This is a genomic window from Microlunatus sp. YIM B11417 (assembly GCF_059617205.1).
Map to the genome: position 1 here is coordinate 503,111 of NZ_JCAMPJ010000002.1, position 13,705 is coordinate 516,815.

Annotated in this window: 17 protein-coding genes; 8 read left to right on the forward strand and 9 right to left on the reverse strand. The window is 70.8% G+C overall.

Annotated features, from left to right (window positions below; all coding sequences use genetic code 11):
* Positions 1-162: 162 nt before the first annotated feature.
* The gene (locus tag AC6CCG_RS12640; RefSeq protein ID WP_496654892.1) at positions 163-600 is read right to left on the reverse strand and encodes a VOC family protein; all 438 of its coding nucleotides are present in this window, start codon (positions 598-600) and stop codon (positions 163-165) included.
* Positions 601-647: 47 nt separating this feature from the next.
* Between AC6CCG_RS12640 and AC6CCG_RS12645 the strand changes: the two genes are divergently transcribed.
* Both AC6CCG_RS12645 and AC6CCG_RS12650 read left to right on the forward strand, forming a co-directional pair.
* The gene (locus AC6CCG_RS12645) at positions 648-1,013 is read left to right on the forward strand and encodes an ArsR/SmtB family transcription factor (RefSeq protein ID WP_496654893.1); all 366 of its coding nucleotides are present in this window, start codon (positions 648-650) and stop codon (positions 1,011-1,013) included.
* Entirely contained in the window at positions 1,010-1,831 is an 822-nt protein-coding gene (locus AC6CCG_RS12650; protein ID WP_496654894.1) for a VOC family protein, read from the forward strand. The genes AC6CCG_RS12645 and AC6CCG_RS12650 overlap by 4 nt, the downstream gene beginning before the upstream one ends.
* Positions 1,832-1,834: 3 nt before the next feature.
* Here AC6CCG_RS12650 and AC6CCG_RS12655 read toward each other — a convergent pair whose 3' ends face one another.
* Together AC6CCG_RS12655 and AC6CCG_RS12660 are read right to left on the reverse strand one after the other, a co-directional pair.
* Positions 1,835-2,416: a hypothetical protein gene (locus tag AC6CCG_RS12655; protein ID WP_496654895.1), complete on the reverse strand. Its 582-nt coding sequence runs from the start codon at positions 2,414-2,416 to the stop codon at positions 1,835-1,837.
* A 14-nt stretch (positions 2,417-2,430) separates the two neighbouring features.
* Entirely contained in the window at positions 2,431-3,312 is an 882-nt protein-coding gene (locus AC6CCG_RS12660) for an aminoglycoside phosphotransferase family protein (RefSeq protein ID WP_496654896.1), read from the reverse strand.
* Positions 3,313-3,477: 165 nt separating this feature from the next.
* Here AC6CCG_RS12660 and AC6CCG_RS12665 point away from each other — a divergent pair, with 165 nt between their 5' ends.
* Both AC6CCG_RS12665 and AC6CCG_RS12670 read left to right on the forward strand, forming a co-directional pair.
* Positions 3,478-3,999 carry a mycothiol transferase gene (locus AC6CCG_RS12665; protein ID WP_496654897.1) on the forward strand — a complete coding sequence of 174 codons (522 nt, stop codon included), beginning with the start codon at positions 3,478-3,480 and terminating at the stop codon, positions 3,997-3,999.
* 71 nt (positions 4,000-4,070) lie between these two features.
* Positions 4,071-5,054, forward strand: coding sequence for an aldo/keto reductase (locus AC6CCG_RS12670; RefSeq protein WP_496654898.1), 984 nt, complete (start codon positions 4,071-4,073; stop codon positions 5,052-5,054).
* Between the two features lie 75 nt (positions 5,055-5,129).
* On the opposite strand, the gene AC6CCG_RS12675 is transcribed toward AC6CCG_RS12670, so the two are convergent.
* Positions 5,130-6,002 (reverse strand): aminoglycoside phosphotransferase family protein, encoded by an 873-nt coding sequence (locus tag AC6CCG_RS12675; protein WP_496654899.1) that lies wholly within the window; start codon positions 6,000-6,002, stop codon positions 5,130-5,132.
* 187 nt (positions 6,003-6,189) lie between these two features.
* Here AC6CCG_RS12675 and AC6CCG_RS12680 point away from each other — a divergent pair, with 187 nt between their 5' ends.
* Complete coding sequence (locus tag AC6CCG_RS12680; protein ID WP_496654900.1) at positions 6,190-6,813, forward strand: pyridoxal 5'-phosphate synthase; 624 nt, start codon at positions 6,190-6,192, stop codon at positions 6,811-6,813.
* 3 nt (positions 6,814-6,816) lie between these two features.
* Here the strand turns inward: AC6CCG_RS12680 and AC6CCG_RS12685 are convergent, their stop codons facing one another.
* Positions 6,817-7,002, reverse strand: coding sequence for a YegP family protein (locus AC6CCG_RS12685; protein ID WP_496654901.1), 186 nt, complete (start codon positions 7,000-7,002; stop codon positions 6,817-6,819).
* Positions 7,003-7,150: 148 nt separating this feature from the next.
* Between AC6CCG_RS12685 and AC6CCG_RS12690 the strand changes: the two genes are divergently transcribed.
* The 3 genes from AC6CCG_RS12690 to AC6CCG_RS12700 are packed head-to-tail and all read left to right on the forward strand — an operon-like array spanning position 7,151 to position 10,704.
* Entirely contained in the window at positions 7,151-8,647 is a 1,497-nt protein-coding gene (locus AC6CCG_RS12690) for an MmgE/PrpD family protein (RefSeq protein ID WP_496654902.1), read from the forward strand.
* Positions 8,647-9,582, forward strand: a complete 936-nt coding sequence (prpB, locus tag AC6CCG_RS12695) for a methylisocitrate lyase (protein ID WP_496654903.1) — start codon at positions 8,647-8,649, stop codon at positions 9,580-9,582. The genes AC6CCG_RS12690 and prpB overlap by 1 nt, the downstream gene beginning before the upstream one ends.
* A gap of 3 nt (positions 9,583-9,585) precedes the next feature.
* A complete protein-coding gene (locus AC6CCG_RS12700) occupies positions 9,586-10,704 on the forward strand; it encodes a bifunctional 2-methylcitrate synthase/citrate synthase (RefSeq protein WP_496654904.1) in 1,119 nt (372 codons plus the stop codon).
* Positions 10,705-10,789: 85 nt separating this feature from the next.
* On the opposite strand, the gene AC6CCG_RS12705 is transcribed toward AC6CCG_RS12700, so the two are convergent.
* From AC6CCG_RS12705 to AC6CCG_RS12720, 4 genes are all read right to left on the reverse strand, one after another.
* Positions 10,790-11,581 carry a hypothetical protein gene (locus AC6CCG_RS12705; RefSeq protein WP_496654905.1) on the reverse strand — a complete coding sequence of 264 codons (792 nt, stop codon included), beginning with the start codon at positions 11,579-11,581 and terminating at the stop codon, positions 10,790-10,792.
* Between the two features lie 251 nt (positions 11,582-11,832).
* Positions 11,833-12,009 carry a hypothetical protein gene (locus tag AC6CCG_RS12710; protein WP_496654906.1) on the reverse strand — a complete coding sequence of 59 codons (177 nt, stop codon included), beginning with the start codon at positions 12,007-12,009 and terminating at the stop codon, positions 11,833-11,835.
* A gap of 101 nt (positions 12,010-12,110) precedes the next feature.
* The gene (locus AC6CCG_RS12715; RefSeq protein WP_496654907.1) at positions 12,111-13,355 is read right to left on the reverse strand and encodes an RNA polymerase sigma factor; all 1,245 of its coding nucleotides are present in this window, start codon (positions 13,353-13,355) and stop codon (positions 12,111-12,113) included.
* Entirely contained in the window at positions 13,352-13,693 is a 342-nt protein-coding gene (locus AC6CCG_RS12720; protein ID WP_496654908.1) for a YciI family protein, read from the reverse strand. Before AC6CCG_RS12720 ends, AC6CCG_RS12715 begins: the two co-directional genes overlap by 4 nt.
* Between the last annotated feature and the right edge of the window lie 12 nt (positions 13,694-13,705).

Sequence of the window (13,705 nt, forward strand, 5' to 3'; positions counted from 1 at the left end):
AGGCGCAGGCCACGCCCTGAGCCGCCTACTTTAGACGCTTTGTCGCGGATGTCCCCCGCTGTGGGGGTGTACGTGTCGGATCCGGCCAGATCGGCCACAGCGGGGGACATCGGCGACAACGAGGCGAGCCGGGTGCCTGGCCTCGCTGATCTTGATCAACTCCTAGCCCGGCGGCTGGTTGAACATCCAGCGCTGACCCTCGGGATCGGCGGCGCGGTAGAGCTTGCCGTGCGGGGTGTCCTCGGGGCCCGACAGCACGGTCGCTCCGGCGGCCTGCGCCCGCTCGCAATGCGTCTCCACATCGTCGACGATCACATACACCCCGTTGACGACGTACGGGTTGTCGAGCCATTGCCGGGCCGCGGCGCAGGTCTCGGCGTGGTGCCGCGGGCCCTGGTAGCCCCGGTCGAAGTCGACGAGCATGATCTTGCCGTTCCCGTACGAGAGCTCGGCGTGCCCGATCCGCCCGTCGTCACCGACCAGGCGCATGGTCTCGGTGAAGCCGAAGGCCTCGGTGAGGAAGGCGATGGCGGCGTTCGCGTCCTCGTAGGCCAGCATCGGGGTGAAGGTCGGCTGCTGCGTCGTTGCTGCCTCGGTCATGGCGACCATGCTGCCAATCATTAACGAAATGTGCAACTATTCTCCTTGTGGAGACAGATCAGGATGTCGTGGACGTGGTCCTGGCCGCGCTCGCCGATCCGGTCCGGCGGCGGATCGTGGACCTGTTGAGCGCCCGGGCCCACCGGCCCGGGGAGCTCGCCGAGGCCCTCGGAGTGTCGCCGCCGATCATCAGCCGGCACCTGCGCACCTTGTTGCAGGCGGGGCTGGTCGCGGACGAGCGGGTGCCGGACGACGCCCGGATCCGGCTGTTCCGCCTGCGCACGCAGGGAATCGCGCCGCTGGTCGGCTGGCTCGGCCGGCTGCCGGCGGGCTGGGATGATCAACTCGCGGGCTTCAAGGCGTACGCGGACCTAAGGGTTCCGGCGCGGCAGGAGAGGGGTGCCGACCGATGACCAGGACGTCCGCGGAGTCCAGTGTCGAGGTCGCGGCGGATCCCGAGACGGCCTTCCGGATCTTCACCGAGGAGATCGACCTGTGGTGGGTTCGCGGCCCGATCAACGCCTACGACGCGTCCCGGCTTGCCGAACTGCGGCTGGAGCCCGGCGTCGGTGGGCGGATGCTCGAGATCTACGACGAGGCGTCCGGTGATCAACTGGAGACGGCGCGGATCACCGAGTGGCAGCCGGGTGCACTGCTGGCATTGCGGGACAGGCTGCAGGACACCGAGACCGTGGTCCGCTTCGAGCCGGTCGGTGACGGCACCCGGGTCAGCGTGACGCAACGCCTGGTGCCCGGCGGAGACCCGGCCGGACTCGGCTTCGGCTGGGTGGCGATGCTGCCCACCTTCCTGGCCTGGACCCGGCGCCGGGACTCGGCGCCGCGGACGCCGCGGGAGATCGGCAGACTCGGCGTCGCCTTGTACTACAGGGATCCCGCTGCCGCGGCCCGCTGGCTCCGGTCCGCCTTCGGGCTCGGTTCGTGGGACGTCGACCGCGTTCCGGAGGGGGCGGGGTCGGGCTGGATCGATCTGCACATCGGCGACTCGTTGTTGATCTTGTTCCCGCTGCAGGGTGAGCCGCCGGCCGGCACGCCGGTGACGCACGAGGTGTGGGTCCACGTGGATGATCTCGAGGCTCACCGCGCGCGGGCCGGGGAGGCGGGTGCGGTGATCATCTCGGAGATTGCGCTGCACGGCAGCCGGAGCTATGTCGCCGAGGACCCGGAGGGGCATCGCTGGACCTTCGTCCAGGCGCGGCCGACCATGCGGTGATGATCAAGGGCGCCAGTCGATCAACGACTCGGTGTCCTGACCGGCCCGCCAGGCCTGGAACTCCTCGAAGGTCCGTACGCCGTCGCTCAGGACCGCGCGATAGACGTGGATGGAGCCGCACCGCAGATCCGGCCGGTGGGCCAGCTGCTGCTTGATCGTCAGGATCGACCGGCGCGACTCCGGTCCGAGTGCGGCGCGCATCGGCTCGACCAGCCAGGAGGACAGCGGTCCGGGATGATCTTCGCGGAGCGCCCACATGTCGACCTTCCACTCCTCACCCTGGTGCCGGTATCCGAGCTTGAAGTACAGGCCCTGGTCGGGTCCGTCGAGGTGGTTCGAGAAGGCCGCGCGGCTGGTCGACGGATGTGCGGCGCAGGCCGCCAGCACGGCGAAGCCGGCCTCGACCGACGGGTCGCCGTCGAAGAAGATCTCGAGATCGAGATCCGGCGCCACCATCAGCCCGTACGAGGTTGCACCGACCAGCACCGGGCGGCCCACGGCCGACCACCGTCCGATCAGGTCGAGCTCAGCGAGAATGGCCTCAGCCGCCCGCTGGCGGCGCTCGGCGGCCATGACGACGTCCACGTGTCCCCCCTTGATCAACTTGCGGTGAGCAGGGCGCGGGCCGCCCGCTCGTAACCGGCCCATGGGCCCGGCTCCCGGCTGTCCAGTAGCCAGGAGCACAGCATCACTGTCTGCGCGGCGAGCCAGCGGATGGCCCGGTCCTGCGGAAGCCCGAGGCTAGCGGCGAGCCGTCGGGCCTGGCCGACCGGGTCCGGCTCGGCCTCGATGCGGTTGACCAGCCAGGCCGCGAGGTCGTGCGCCGGGTCGCCGTGACAGGGGCGCGGGTCGATCGCCAGCCAGCCCCGCTCGCCGCGGATCACGTTGCGTTGATTGAGATCGCCGTGCAGTAGCCGGTCCTCCGCGGTCGGCACGGCGAGGTCGGCGTAGAGCTCGGCGCCGTCCCGGAGCAGCGGGTGCCCGAGCCGGTCGGCCCGTTCGCGAAGTCGCCCGGCCCGGTCCGCGGCCAGGTCCTGGACGGTGGGCACTGGAAGCATCGGATCCGGGTCCCGCCGCCACAGCCGGGGCAACACCTCGGCCGCGGCGGCCAGGGCCACCTCCGCCGGATGGTCGGCCGCGGTGGTGCCCGGCTCGGCCCGCTCGATCAGGGTCACTCGCTGGTCCGGGTCGACCTCGTGGACCCGGACCGCGCCGTGGCCGTCGTAGTGCCGGAGCACGGCCAGCGAACGGTCGAAGTCGGGATCGGGCAACGCGATCTTGAGCACCAGGCGGGTCCCGTCGGCCCGCTCGGCGGGCGCCGCCCAACTGGCATCACCGCCGGGACGATAGGTCGGCCCCACCGTCAACCGCCACCGGGCGGTGTAGTGCCGGACCAGGTCGGGCAGCTGTTCGATCCACTCGGCGGCGCCGGGATGGTAGGTGACGAGGCGTCGGCGTTGGTCGTCGTCCAGCAGGTCCACGGCCGGAGTTTCCCTTGATCGGGCCCGGTGGGCAACACGTTTTTGATCTTGCCGGGGGTCGCTGCCCGCCTTCTTCTCCCCGTTATAACGCCTTCCGGGGCTTGCCGCAAGGCCCGAGCCGTGGGCCAGGATGGGCGGCGCCGACCCTCGAGAACGGAGTTCCCGATGACCTGGACCGCGCCCGCCGTGGATCGCGACGATCCGTACGACCTGCTGATCGCCGACGAGCGGACCATGATCGACACCCGGCTGGAACTGCACCGGAGCACGTTCCTGCTGAAGTGCGCCGGACTGAACGGCGGGCAGCTGGCGCTCCGGGCCGTGCCGCCGTCCGACCTGTCCCTGCTGGGTCTGTTGCGGCATCTCACCCAGGTCGAACGGACCTGGTTCACCCGATCGATGGCGGGTGCCGAGGATCGGGCGCGGGTCTATCCGACCGGCGGCGCGGACCTCCGTGACCTCGAGCCGGCCCAGGCGGCCGCGGACTACGCCCGCTATCTCGACGAGGTCGCGGCGAGTCGGGAGGTCGCGGCCGGGTTCGAGCTCGACGACCTGTTCGACGCCCCGGTCTTCGGGCGGCCGGCGTCGGTGCGCTGGCAGTTGCTGCACATGATCGAGGAGTACGCGCGGCACAACGGGCACGCCGACCTGCTCCGCCAGGCGGTTGACGGTCGCACCGGCTGGTAGCCGGATTGGACCGGAAAGTCCGGCTCGAAGCGGACCGTTCGGCGCGCCGCGGATCGGCCTAGGGTGCAGGCATGCCCGCAACGACCAAGATCATTCCGGAACGCCGGATCGGCCCGGACGGCGCCCAGCGCCAGGTCAGCGCCCTCTGCCTCGGCGCGATGAACTTCGGCACCACGACGCCCCGCGAGACCGCGTACCAGATCCTCGACCGGTTCGTCGAGGCCGGCGGTACGTTCATCGACACCGCGGACAACTACAACCAATGGGCCGGCACCGGCCACGAGAGCGAGCAACTGCTCGGCGACTGGCTGCGCGCCAACGGGATCCGTGATCAACTCGTACTGGCCACCAAGTGCGGCGCGAAGATGATCAAGGGCGACGACCCGAACGTGATCGCCCATTGGGAAGGCCTCAGCGGCCGCGCCATCGAGGAGGCGGTCCGGGGCAGCCTGGACCGGCTCGGGGTCGACCGGCTCGACCTCTACTACGCCCACTACGACGACCGCACCGCGCCGCTCGAGGAAACCGCCACCACGCTGGGCCGGCTGGCCGACCGGGGCGTCACGTCCCTGATCGGCTGCAGCAACTACCTCCCGTGGCGGCTGGAGCGGGCCCGGCGGATCGCCGATGATCACGGACTGCCTCGGTTCACCGTGATCCAGTCCGAGTACACCTACCTGTGGCCGACGCCGCTCGCCAACCGCCCCGAGATCGCCGGCCTGGAGTTGCTGGACTACGTCACCGAGCACCCGGACGTCACGCTGGTCGCCTACAGCCCGCTGCTGGCCGGCAGCTACGGCCACGCCGAGCGACCGCTGCCGGCCGACCGCGGCTACGCCCACCCGAGCGCGTACCAGCGACTGCAGACGTTGCGCGAGGTCGCCGCCGAGCTCGACGCGACGCCGAACCAGGTGGTGCTGGCCTGGCTGCTGCGCCAGGAGCCGCAGCCGATCCCGCTGTTCGGGGCGTCCTCGCTCGCGCAGCTGGAGGAGGTGCTCGACGCGCTGGATCTCACCTTGGACGATGAGGTTGTGCATCGTCTGGACCGCGGCTGAGTGACCGAGATCCAGCCGACTTCGCGCAGAACGGCCCGCTTCGGCGCCGAACGGGCGAGGTCGGCTGGATTTCGGTCAGCCGAGCAGGGCTTGGCCGATCTGCCGGGTGGTCAGTGCGCGGATGTGGGGCTGGGTGTCCGCGTACGCGGCGTGGGCGATCACGCCGCCCGCGACGGCGTCGCCGCGGGCCCGGGCCCAGGCCGCGTCGTCCAGCCCGACGGCCTCGCGGAACCGCTCCCGGACCGCCGGTGAGAAGAGTGAGTAGGCGATGCCGAGATCGGCCGCCGGATCGCCGTACCCGAAGCTGCCGAAGTCCAGCACGGTGCTGATCCGGCCGTCCCGGGCGAGCAGGTTGCCGCTGTGGAAGTCGCCGTGCACCCAGCCCGGCGGACCGGGTTCGGTGGCCACGGCCTCCTCCCAGACCGCGAGCAGCGCGGCCTGGTCGAAGTCCGCGCCGACCTTCGCGATGGCGGCCCGCGTCTCGGCGTCCCGCCCGCTGATGGGTCCCCGGGCGATCCGGTCCCGCCACCCGGCGGGGATCTCCAGGTCGATCCCGCGCAGGGCCACCAGGAACTCCGCCAGCTGCAGCGCAGCAGCCACGGAGTCGGCGAACTCGTCGGCCGTCGCGACCGAGCCGTCCTGCCAGCGGCAGACCAGCCAGGACCACGGATAGCCGTGACCCGGGCTGCCCACGGCCACCGGCTCGGGAAGCTGCAGCGGCAGCCGCGGGGCCAGCAACGGCAGCCAGTACGAGACCTTCGCGGCATCGTCGATGGCACCGGAGTGCCGCGGCACCCGGACCGAGAGGTCGGACCCGAGCCGGTAGATCGCGTGATCGGAACCCCCCGGCAGCACTCGTTCCAACGGCAGGTTCGCCCACTCCGGGAACTGGTCGTCGACCAGCCGTCGGACCAGGGCGTCGTCGAACTGCGGTCGGTGCTCGGCCATGATCGGGATCAGACCAGACCGACGGTCGGTCGGTCCAGTCCATTTCCGCCGGTCGGTCCCGCCAGGTGATCAGCACCGGCGGGTCTGCCGACGGTGACGGGGCCCAGCAGGCCGGTGGTCTGCTGCCCGGTCCCAGCCGATTCCCTGGTCCGGTTCCGGCGACGGCCGTCCTGCCACAATGGCTTGCATGGAAGCACTTTCCGGAGACTCGACGCTGGCCCTGCCGGAATTCGACCGGCCTCCGGCCGACCCGCTGGCCCTGGCCCGGGAATGGGTCGACGTAGCCGAAGCCACGGGTGTACGAGAGCCGCGTGCGGCCACCCTGGCGACCGCGACCGCCTCCGGCCGGGTTTCGGCGCGGACGTTGTTGATCAAGGACATCGGGCCGGCCGGAGTGATCATGGGATTCTCCGAGACCAGCCGCAAGGGGCGCGAACTGACCGAGAACCCGCGGGCGGTGATCAATCTCTACTGGCGGGAGCGGCTCCAGCAGCTCACCATCGCCGGCACGCTGAGCCCGGCCGGGGACGCGGAGTCCGATCGGCTGTTCGCCGATCGGGTGCGGGGAGCGCAGGCGGTCGCCGCGACGGCGCACCAGTCCGGCGTGCTGGCCGATGTCGCCGCCCTGCGCGAGACCGTGGACCGGCTCGCCGCATCGTCCGAGCCGATTCCGCGCCCGGCCGGCTGGCACGCCTGGCTGCTCGTACCCGATGAGCTGGAGTTCTGGCACGGCAGCCCGGACCGGTTCCACCGGCGGCTCCGCTACCTCAAGGACGGCGCCGGATTCCGGGCCGAACGCCTCCAGCCCTGAGGGTCAACTCCCGGTCTGGTCGTCCACCGTGGCACCGTCGGCGGCCCGCTTGACCGACTCGGTCCCGTTGATCGCCGCAGCCTTCGTCTCGTACGCCTCGCCGGAGGCCACGATCTGTCCGTTCGACGACTTCAGCCGCCACCTGAACTTGCCGGCCTTGTCCTCGTACACCTCGAACTTGCCAGCCATGACGAACCTTTCTCCGTGGGGATGGGGTCTGCCTCAGGAACGAAGCTACACCTGATCACCTTCTGGATGTCCGCCGCGGCGGTGGGCTGGTCGAGGGCCGCCGGGTGACCCTCAGCCGATCCGAGCCGGTCTTCGTAGACTCGGCCGGGTGAGGACACTTCGAGTCGGTGTGGCGGCGTCCGCGGACGCGTTGCCACGGGAACAGCAGTTGGCGTGGCGGTTGGCGGAGACCGCGGTCGATCCGGTCGAGGTGTTGCCGGAGGTCGTGGAGATGATCGGCAACCGGATCATCGACAACGCGGCGGTCGCCGTGGCCTCGCTGCGGCGGGGCCCGGTGGTGCACGCCCGGCACCAGGCCGAGGCGCATCCGTACCAGCCGGGTTCGACGGTGTTCGGGATCGCCGGCGCCTACTCGCCCGAGTGGGCGGCCTGGGCCAACGGCGTGGCGGTACGGGAGCTGGACTTCCACGACACCTTCCTGGCGGCGGACTACGCGCACCCGGGCGACAACATCCCGCCGATTCTCGCGGTCGCCCAGCACACCGGGAAGGCCGGTCGTGATCTTGTCCGCGGCATCGCCACCGGCTACGAGCTGCAGGTGGCGCTGGTCCGGGCGATCTGCCTGCACGCCCACAAGATCGATCACGTGGCGCACCTCGGCCCGTCGGCGGCGGCCGGGATCGGCACCCTGCTGGGGCTGTCGACCGAGGTGATCTACCAGGCGGTCGGCCAGGCACTGCACACGACGACCGCGACCCGGCAGAGCCGGAAGGGGGAGATCTCCTCCTGGAAGGCCTACGCCCCGGCGTTCGCCGGCAAGATCGCGATCGAGGCGGTGGACCGGGCGATGCGCGGCGAGGGCGCGCCGGCGCCGATCTACGAGGGCGAGGACGGCGTGATCGCCTGGCTGCTGGACGGGCCGGACGCCGACTACCAGGTGGCGCTGCCGGAGCCGGGCGAGCCGAAGCGAGGCATCCTGGACACGTTCACCAAGGCGCATTCGGCGGAGTACCAGGCGCAGGCGCTGATCGATCTGGCGATCCGGGTCCGGTCCAAGATCACCGACCCGACCAAGATCGACGAGATCGTGGTGACCACCAGCCACCACACGCACAATGTGATCGGCTCCGGCGCGAACGATCCGCAGAAGTACGACCCGGACGCCAGCCGGGAGACCCTTGATCATTCCCTGATGTACATCCTGGCCGTCGCGCTCGAGGACGGCAGCTGGCACCACGAGCGGTCCTACGCTCCGGAACGCGCGCACCGCCCCTCGACGATCGAGCTGTGGCGGCGGATCCGTACCGTCGAGGATCCGGAGTGGACCCGCCGCTACCACGCCCCGGACCCCGACCAGCGCGCGTTCGGTGGCAGGATCGAGATCGTGCTGGCCGACGGGACCACGATCACCGACGAACTGGCCGTCGCGGACGCCCATCCGCGCGGTGCGAGACCGTACGCCCGGCCGGACTACGTGGCGAAGTTCCGCACCCTGGCCGACGGCATCGTGCCGGACGACGAGCAAGATCGTTTCCTGGAGCTGGCCGGCCGGGTCGAGGAGTTGACCGCCGACGAGGTGCGCCGGCTGACCGTCACGCTTCCCGACGGTGCCTTGGCCGACCCGAAGTCCCAGGGGATCTTCTGATGCCGCCCGGGCTGGCTCGCACCACACCGACCGAACGCCGGGCGGCGCTGCGGGAGGGGCTGGCCTCGGGCCGGCTGCTCCGCTTCCCCGGTGCGTTCTCGCCGCTGGTGGCCCGCACGATCACCGAGTACGGGTTCGACGGCGTCTACGTGTCCGGCGCGGTCGTCGCCGCCGATCTTGCGCTGCCCGACATCGGCCTGACCACGCTGACCGAGGTGGCCGGCCGCGGCCAGCAGATCGCCCGGGTGACCGACCTGCCCGTCCTGATCGACGCCGACACCGGCTTCGGCGAGCCGGCCAACGTGTCCCGCTCGATCACGATCTTCGAGGAGGCCGGCCTGGCCGGCTGCCACCTCGAGGATCAGGTCAACCCGAAGCGGTGCGGGCATCTTGATCACAAGCAGGTGGTGTCGTCCTCCGACATGCTGCAACGGATCCGGGCGGCGGTGCTGGCCCGGCGCGACCCCGGCTTCGTGATCTGCGCCCGGACCGACGCCCGCGCCGTGGAAGGACTGGACGCGGCGATCGAGCGGGCCCGCGCCTACGTCGACGCCGGCGCCGACCTGATCTTCCCCGAGGCCTTGCAGGACGAGCGGGAGTTCGCCGCGTTCCGGGAAGCCGTGGACGTGCCGCTGCTGGCCAACATGACCGAGTTCGGCCGCAGCCCGCTGCTCGACGTCGCCACCCTGACCGACCTCGGCTACAACGCGGTGATCTGGCCGGTGACCACGCTGCGGGCCGCGATGGGTACGGTCGAGGAGACCCTCGGTGCCCTGCGTGACCAGGGCACCCAGCGGGGGCTGGTCGACCGGATGCAGACCCGCGCCCGGCTCTACGAGTTGATCGACTACGACGCGTACCGTGCGGTCGACCAGGACCTGGTCGACTTCGAGATCCCCGTCCGGCCCACCGGCCCGGCGACGACAGGAGAATGATCAATGAGCAGCAGTGACACCGAAGTCCACCGCGGCCTGGCCGGCGTGGTCGCCGACACGACCTCGATCTCCAAGGTCGTCCCCGAGACGAACTCCCTCACCTATTACGGCTATCCGGTTCAGGAGTTGTGCGCCAAGTGTTCCTTCGAGCAGGTCGCGTACCTGATCTGGTACGGCGAGCTGCCGACCGATGATCAACTTCGCGACTTCGTCGAGGCCGAGCGGTCGCAGCGGGAGCTGGGCACGGCCACGCTGGAGATCCTTGATCGACTTCCGACCAGCTGCCATCCGATGGACGCGCTGCGGACGGCCGTCAGCGTGCTCGGCGCCGAGGACCCGGCCGAGGACGAGCCCGGTCACGAGGCCAATCTGGCGAAGGCGCAGGCGTTGTACGCCAAGCTCCCGACGATCATGGCCGCCTTCTACCGGCACCGGCAGGGCCTGGACCGGATCGCGCCCGATCCGTCGCTGGGGTTCAGCGAGAACATCTTCCACATGTGCTTCGGCAAGGTCCCGGCGCCGGAGATCGTGGCCGCGTTCGACACCTCGATGATCTTGTACGCCGAGCACAGCTTCAATGCCTCGACCTTCGCGGCCCGGGTGGTCACCTCGACCCTGTCGGACCTCTACTCCGCCGTCACGGCAGCGATCGGGGCCTTGAAGGGGCCGCTGCACGGCGGCGCGAACGAGGCCGTGATGCGGATGATGCTCGACGTCGGCGACGCGGACCGGGCGGTGGCCTGGCTGGACGAGCAGTTGGCGGCGAAGCAGAAGGTGATGGGCTTCGGGCACCGGGTCTACCGCAACGGCGACTCCCGGGTGCCGACCATGAAGGAGGCGTTGATCAAGGTCGCCGGGCAGACCGACGGGCAGCAGTGGCTGGACGTGTACCAGGCGCTGGAGCAGGCGATGCTGGACCGCAAGAAGATCCATCCGAACCTGGACTTCCCGTCCGGCCCGGCCTATTACCTGATGGGCTTCGACATCGACATGTTCACGCCGCTGTTCGTGCTGTCCCGGATCACCGGTTGGACGGCGCACATCCTCGAGCAGCAGGCCTCGAACTCCCTGATCCGGCCGCTCAGCGCGTACACCGGTCCGGAGCAGCGTCCCGTTCCGTAACGCGACCGTGCCCTGAGCCTGTCGAAGGGCCAAGCCCGATGTGGCCTGCCCTTCGACAAGCTCAGGGAGCGTTGTGGCGTTGTGGTCACTCCGCGAAGCCGAGGCCCAGCTCGGCAAGCGCGGTGTCGAGCCGTTGCAGCGCGAGCGGCCCGACGCCGTGCAACGCGGCCAGATCATCGCGGCGCCAGCCGGCGACCGCCTCCAACGTGTGCAGGTCGGCGGCGCGCAGGGCCCGGGTCGCCGGGGCGCCGATGGTGCGCGGCAGCGGCGTGCCCGGCCGGCGCGGAGCCCGTTGCCGAGGCCCGTCGAGATGATCGAGCACGGCCTCGCCGCGCGGCGACAGGAGATAGCCGATCGCCAGCGACTCGGTCAGGCCGCGGTCCTTCAGCTTGCGTACGTCCGTCTTGAACTCGGCCGTCGGCCGGCCGACCCGTTCGGCCAGCTCGGGCGCCCGGACCTCGGGGTTGGCGTCGATCAGCCGCAGCGTCTCCCGGGTCCACGGGCCGATCGGCGACGCCGCGTCGAGCCGGTCGAGCGCCGCGACGATGGTGGCGAGTTCGTCCTGGTCCGGCACCGACTCGCGCAGCGCGACCCGCGGGTCCTCGCCGGCATGACGCACCTGGACCCGGAAGATCGGCCGATCCGCCCTGGCTGCAAGGCCTTCCCGCAACGAGCCGAGGGACGGGTGGCCGGCACGGCGGGCATCGTCCGCGCGCAGGCTCGTCGCCGTGACCTGCTCGACAGCGACGACCTCGATCAGGCCGACCGCGGTCTTCAGCTTGGTGCCCACCTTGACCCGGGCCCGGTCCCAACGGCGGAACGCCAGGTCGATCTCGCCGCGACGGATGGCCTCGAGCTCGGCCGGTCGGATCATCATGGTCCGAGTATGCCGATCGGCGCAGTGGTCCGGTGATCATGGTCGGAGCGGGTCAAGATTTCACCCCGGCCCGGCGGTCGGAGTTGGGACCTTCGTCCCTGGCAACCTGCCGGTCGGATGAGTGATGCTTCAAGGGAAATCGCACCGTGGGGGGCGTGCGCCGGGCGACTGCGGGGGAGCAGGATGTGGGGGATCGTTCTCCGCCCAGCGGCACGCACCACCAGGGTCGCGATCATGATCAACAGTCCCGCTCAGGCGGGGCGGACCACGGGGTGGGTGGTGATGGTCTGCCGGTCCCGGCGGCGGGCGGCGCGGCGGATGGCGCGCTGCTCCCGGACGATCTGGCGGGCCAGTCGGTCGTTGTCGGCGGCGCGCAGCAACTCGCGGTACTGCTGGGCCGGCTGATCGGTGCTGGTGTAGCTGTACATGATGATCTCCTCGGTCGGTGGGACGGTGTCCCTGATGTCCTTCTCACCCCACCGTCGAACTGAGATCACGGAATCAGACAGTCGAGCCGGAAAACTTCGGACTATTGCTCCATCTCGGCGATCCGGCCGCGCAGGAAGCGGCGTTCGGATTCGTTGTCGGTCAGCTCCAACGCTCGGCGGTACGCCCTCGAGGCCTCGTCCCGGCGGCCCAGCCGCCGCAGCAGATCGGCCCGGATCGCCGGCAGATAGCGATAGCCGGCCAACCGCGGGTCGTCGGCCAGCCGGTCCACCTCGGCCAGTGCCGCGGCAGGTCCGTCGGCCTCGCCGACCGCGACCGCCCGGTTCAGCGCGACCACCGGCGACGGCCACCGGGCCAGCAGACCGTCGTACAGCTCGATGATCTGCGGCCAGTCCGTCGCGGCGTAGCTCGGTGCACCGGCGTGCAGGGTCGCGATGGCCGCCTGCAGGGCATACCGGCCGGGCCCGCCGCGGAGCGCCTCCAGGACCAGCCGGTCCGCCTCGGCCACGGCCGCGTGATCCCAGGTGGATCGGTCCTGGTCCTCCAACCGGATCAGCTCACCGTCCGGGCCGGTGCGGCCGGGCCGGCGCGCCTCCTGGGCCAGGATCAGCGCCAGCAGGCCGGCCACCTCGCGCTCGTCGGGCATCAACGCACGGAGCAGCCGGGTCAGTTCCAGAGCACGGCCGGCCGGGTCGGCGCGGGTCAGTTCCGGACCGGACGGCGCCGTGTGGCCGGTGGTGAAGAGCAGGTGGATCACCGCCAGGGCCGCCGCCAGCCGGTCCGGCAGCTCGGCCGTGGCCGGCATCCGGAACGGGATCCGCGCCGTCACGATCTTCTTCTTCGCCCGGGTGATCCGCGCCGCCATCGTGCTCTCCGAGACCAGGAACGCGGCGGCGACGTCCGGTGTGGCGACGCCGCAGACCAACCGCAGGGTGAGCGCCACCTGCGCCTCGACGGCCAGCGCCGGGTGGCAGCAGAGGAAGATCAGCCGCAGCCGGTCGTCCCGGATCGGCGCCTCCGCGAGTTCCAGCGGGTCGGGATCTGCCGGCTGGGCGGACTCGGGTTCGATCAGCAACGGCAGCTTCTGCCGCAGGGTACGGGCTCGGCGCAGCGCGTCCAGCGCGTTGCGTCGGGCGGCCGTGGTGAGCCAGGCCGCGGGCCGGTCCGGTACGCCCTGCCGGGTCCACGCGTCGAGCGCATCCAGGTAGGCGTCCTGGACGCATTCCTCGGCCAGGTCGAGGTCGCGGGTGACCCGCACCGTCGCGGCGAGCACGGCGGCCCACTCGCGACGGTGCGCGTCGGCGACGATCCGGTCGACCTCGGTCACAACACCTGGAAGTCGAACAGGGGCCGGACCTCGACCCCGCCGGCCATGATCGGCGTCAGCCGGGCCAGCTCGAGGGCATGATCAAGATCGCGGGCCTCCAGCAGGAAGATGCCGGCGATCACTTCCTTGCTCTCGATGAACGGTCCGTCCGTCACGACGTCGTCGCGCAGGCTGGTCGAGGTGCTGGTCGGCTCGAATGCCAGCCCGGCGTAGATCCGGCCGCCGCGCTCGGCGACCCGGTCCGGGAGGGCCTCGTGGGCCGCCATCACCTCCGGCGGGATGTCGGCGGCACCACCGGGGGTTTCCTGCTCGTACATGAACACCGCGTACTTGGGCATGATCGACTTCTC

Excerpts from the sequence above, each read along its gene's own strand:
- AC6CCG_RS12650 (WP_496654894.1), top strand. The coding sequence starts at position 1,010 with ATGACCAGGACGTCCGCGGAGTCCAGTGTCGAGGTCGCGGCGGATCCC.
- AC6CCG_RS12720 (WP_496654908.1), bottom strand. The coding sequence starts at position 13,693 with ATGCCCAAGTACGCGGTGTTCATGTACGAGCAGGAAACCCCCGGTGGT.
- AC6CCG_RS12665 (WP_496654897.1), top strand. The coding sequence starts at position 3,478 with ATGACCTGGACCGCGCCCGCCGTGGATCGCGACGATCCGTACGACCTG.
- prpB (WP_496654903.1), top strand. The coding sequence starts at position 8,647 with ATGCCGCCCGGGCTGGCTCGCACCACACCGACCGAACGCCGGGCGGCG.
- AC6CCG_RS12640 (WP_496654892.1), bottom strand. The coding sequence starts at position 600 with ATGACCGAGGCAGCAACGACGCAGCAGCCGACCTTCACCCCGATGCTG.
- AC6CCG_RS12685 (WP_496654901.1), bottom strand. The coding sequence starts at position 7,002 with ATGGCTGGCAAGTTCGAGGTGTACGAGGACAAGGCCGGCAAGTTCAGG.
- AC6CCG_RS12705 (WP_496654905.1), bottom strand. The coding sequence starts at position 11,581 with ATGATGATCCGACCGGCCGAGCTCGAGGCCATCCGTCGCGGCGAGATC.
- AC6CCG_RS12710 (WP_496654906.1), bottom strand. The coding sequence starts at position 12,009 with ATGTACAGCTACACCAGCACCGATCAGCCGGCCCAGCAGTACCGCGAG.
- AC6CCG_RS12670 (WP_496654898.1), top strand. The coding sequence starts at position 4,071 with ATGCCCGCAACGACCAAGATCATTCCGGAACGCCGGATCGGCCCGGAC.
- AC6CCG_RS12680 (WP_496654900.1), top strand. The coding sequence starts at position 6,190 with ATGGAAGCACTTTCCGGAGACTCGACGCTGGCCCTGCCGGAATTCGAC.
- AC6CCG_RS12700 (WP_496654904.1), top strand. The coding sequence starts at position 9,586 with ATGAGCAGCAGTGACACCGAAGTCCACCGCGGCCTGGCCGGCGTGGTC.
- AC6CCG_RS12675 (WP_496654899.1), bottom strand. The coding sequence starts at position 6,002 with ATGGCCGAGCACCGACCGCAGTTCGACGACGCCCTGGTCCGACGGCTG.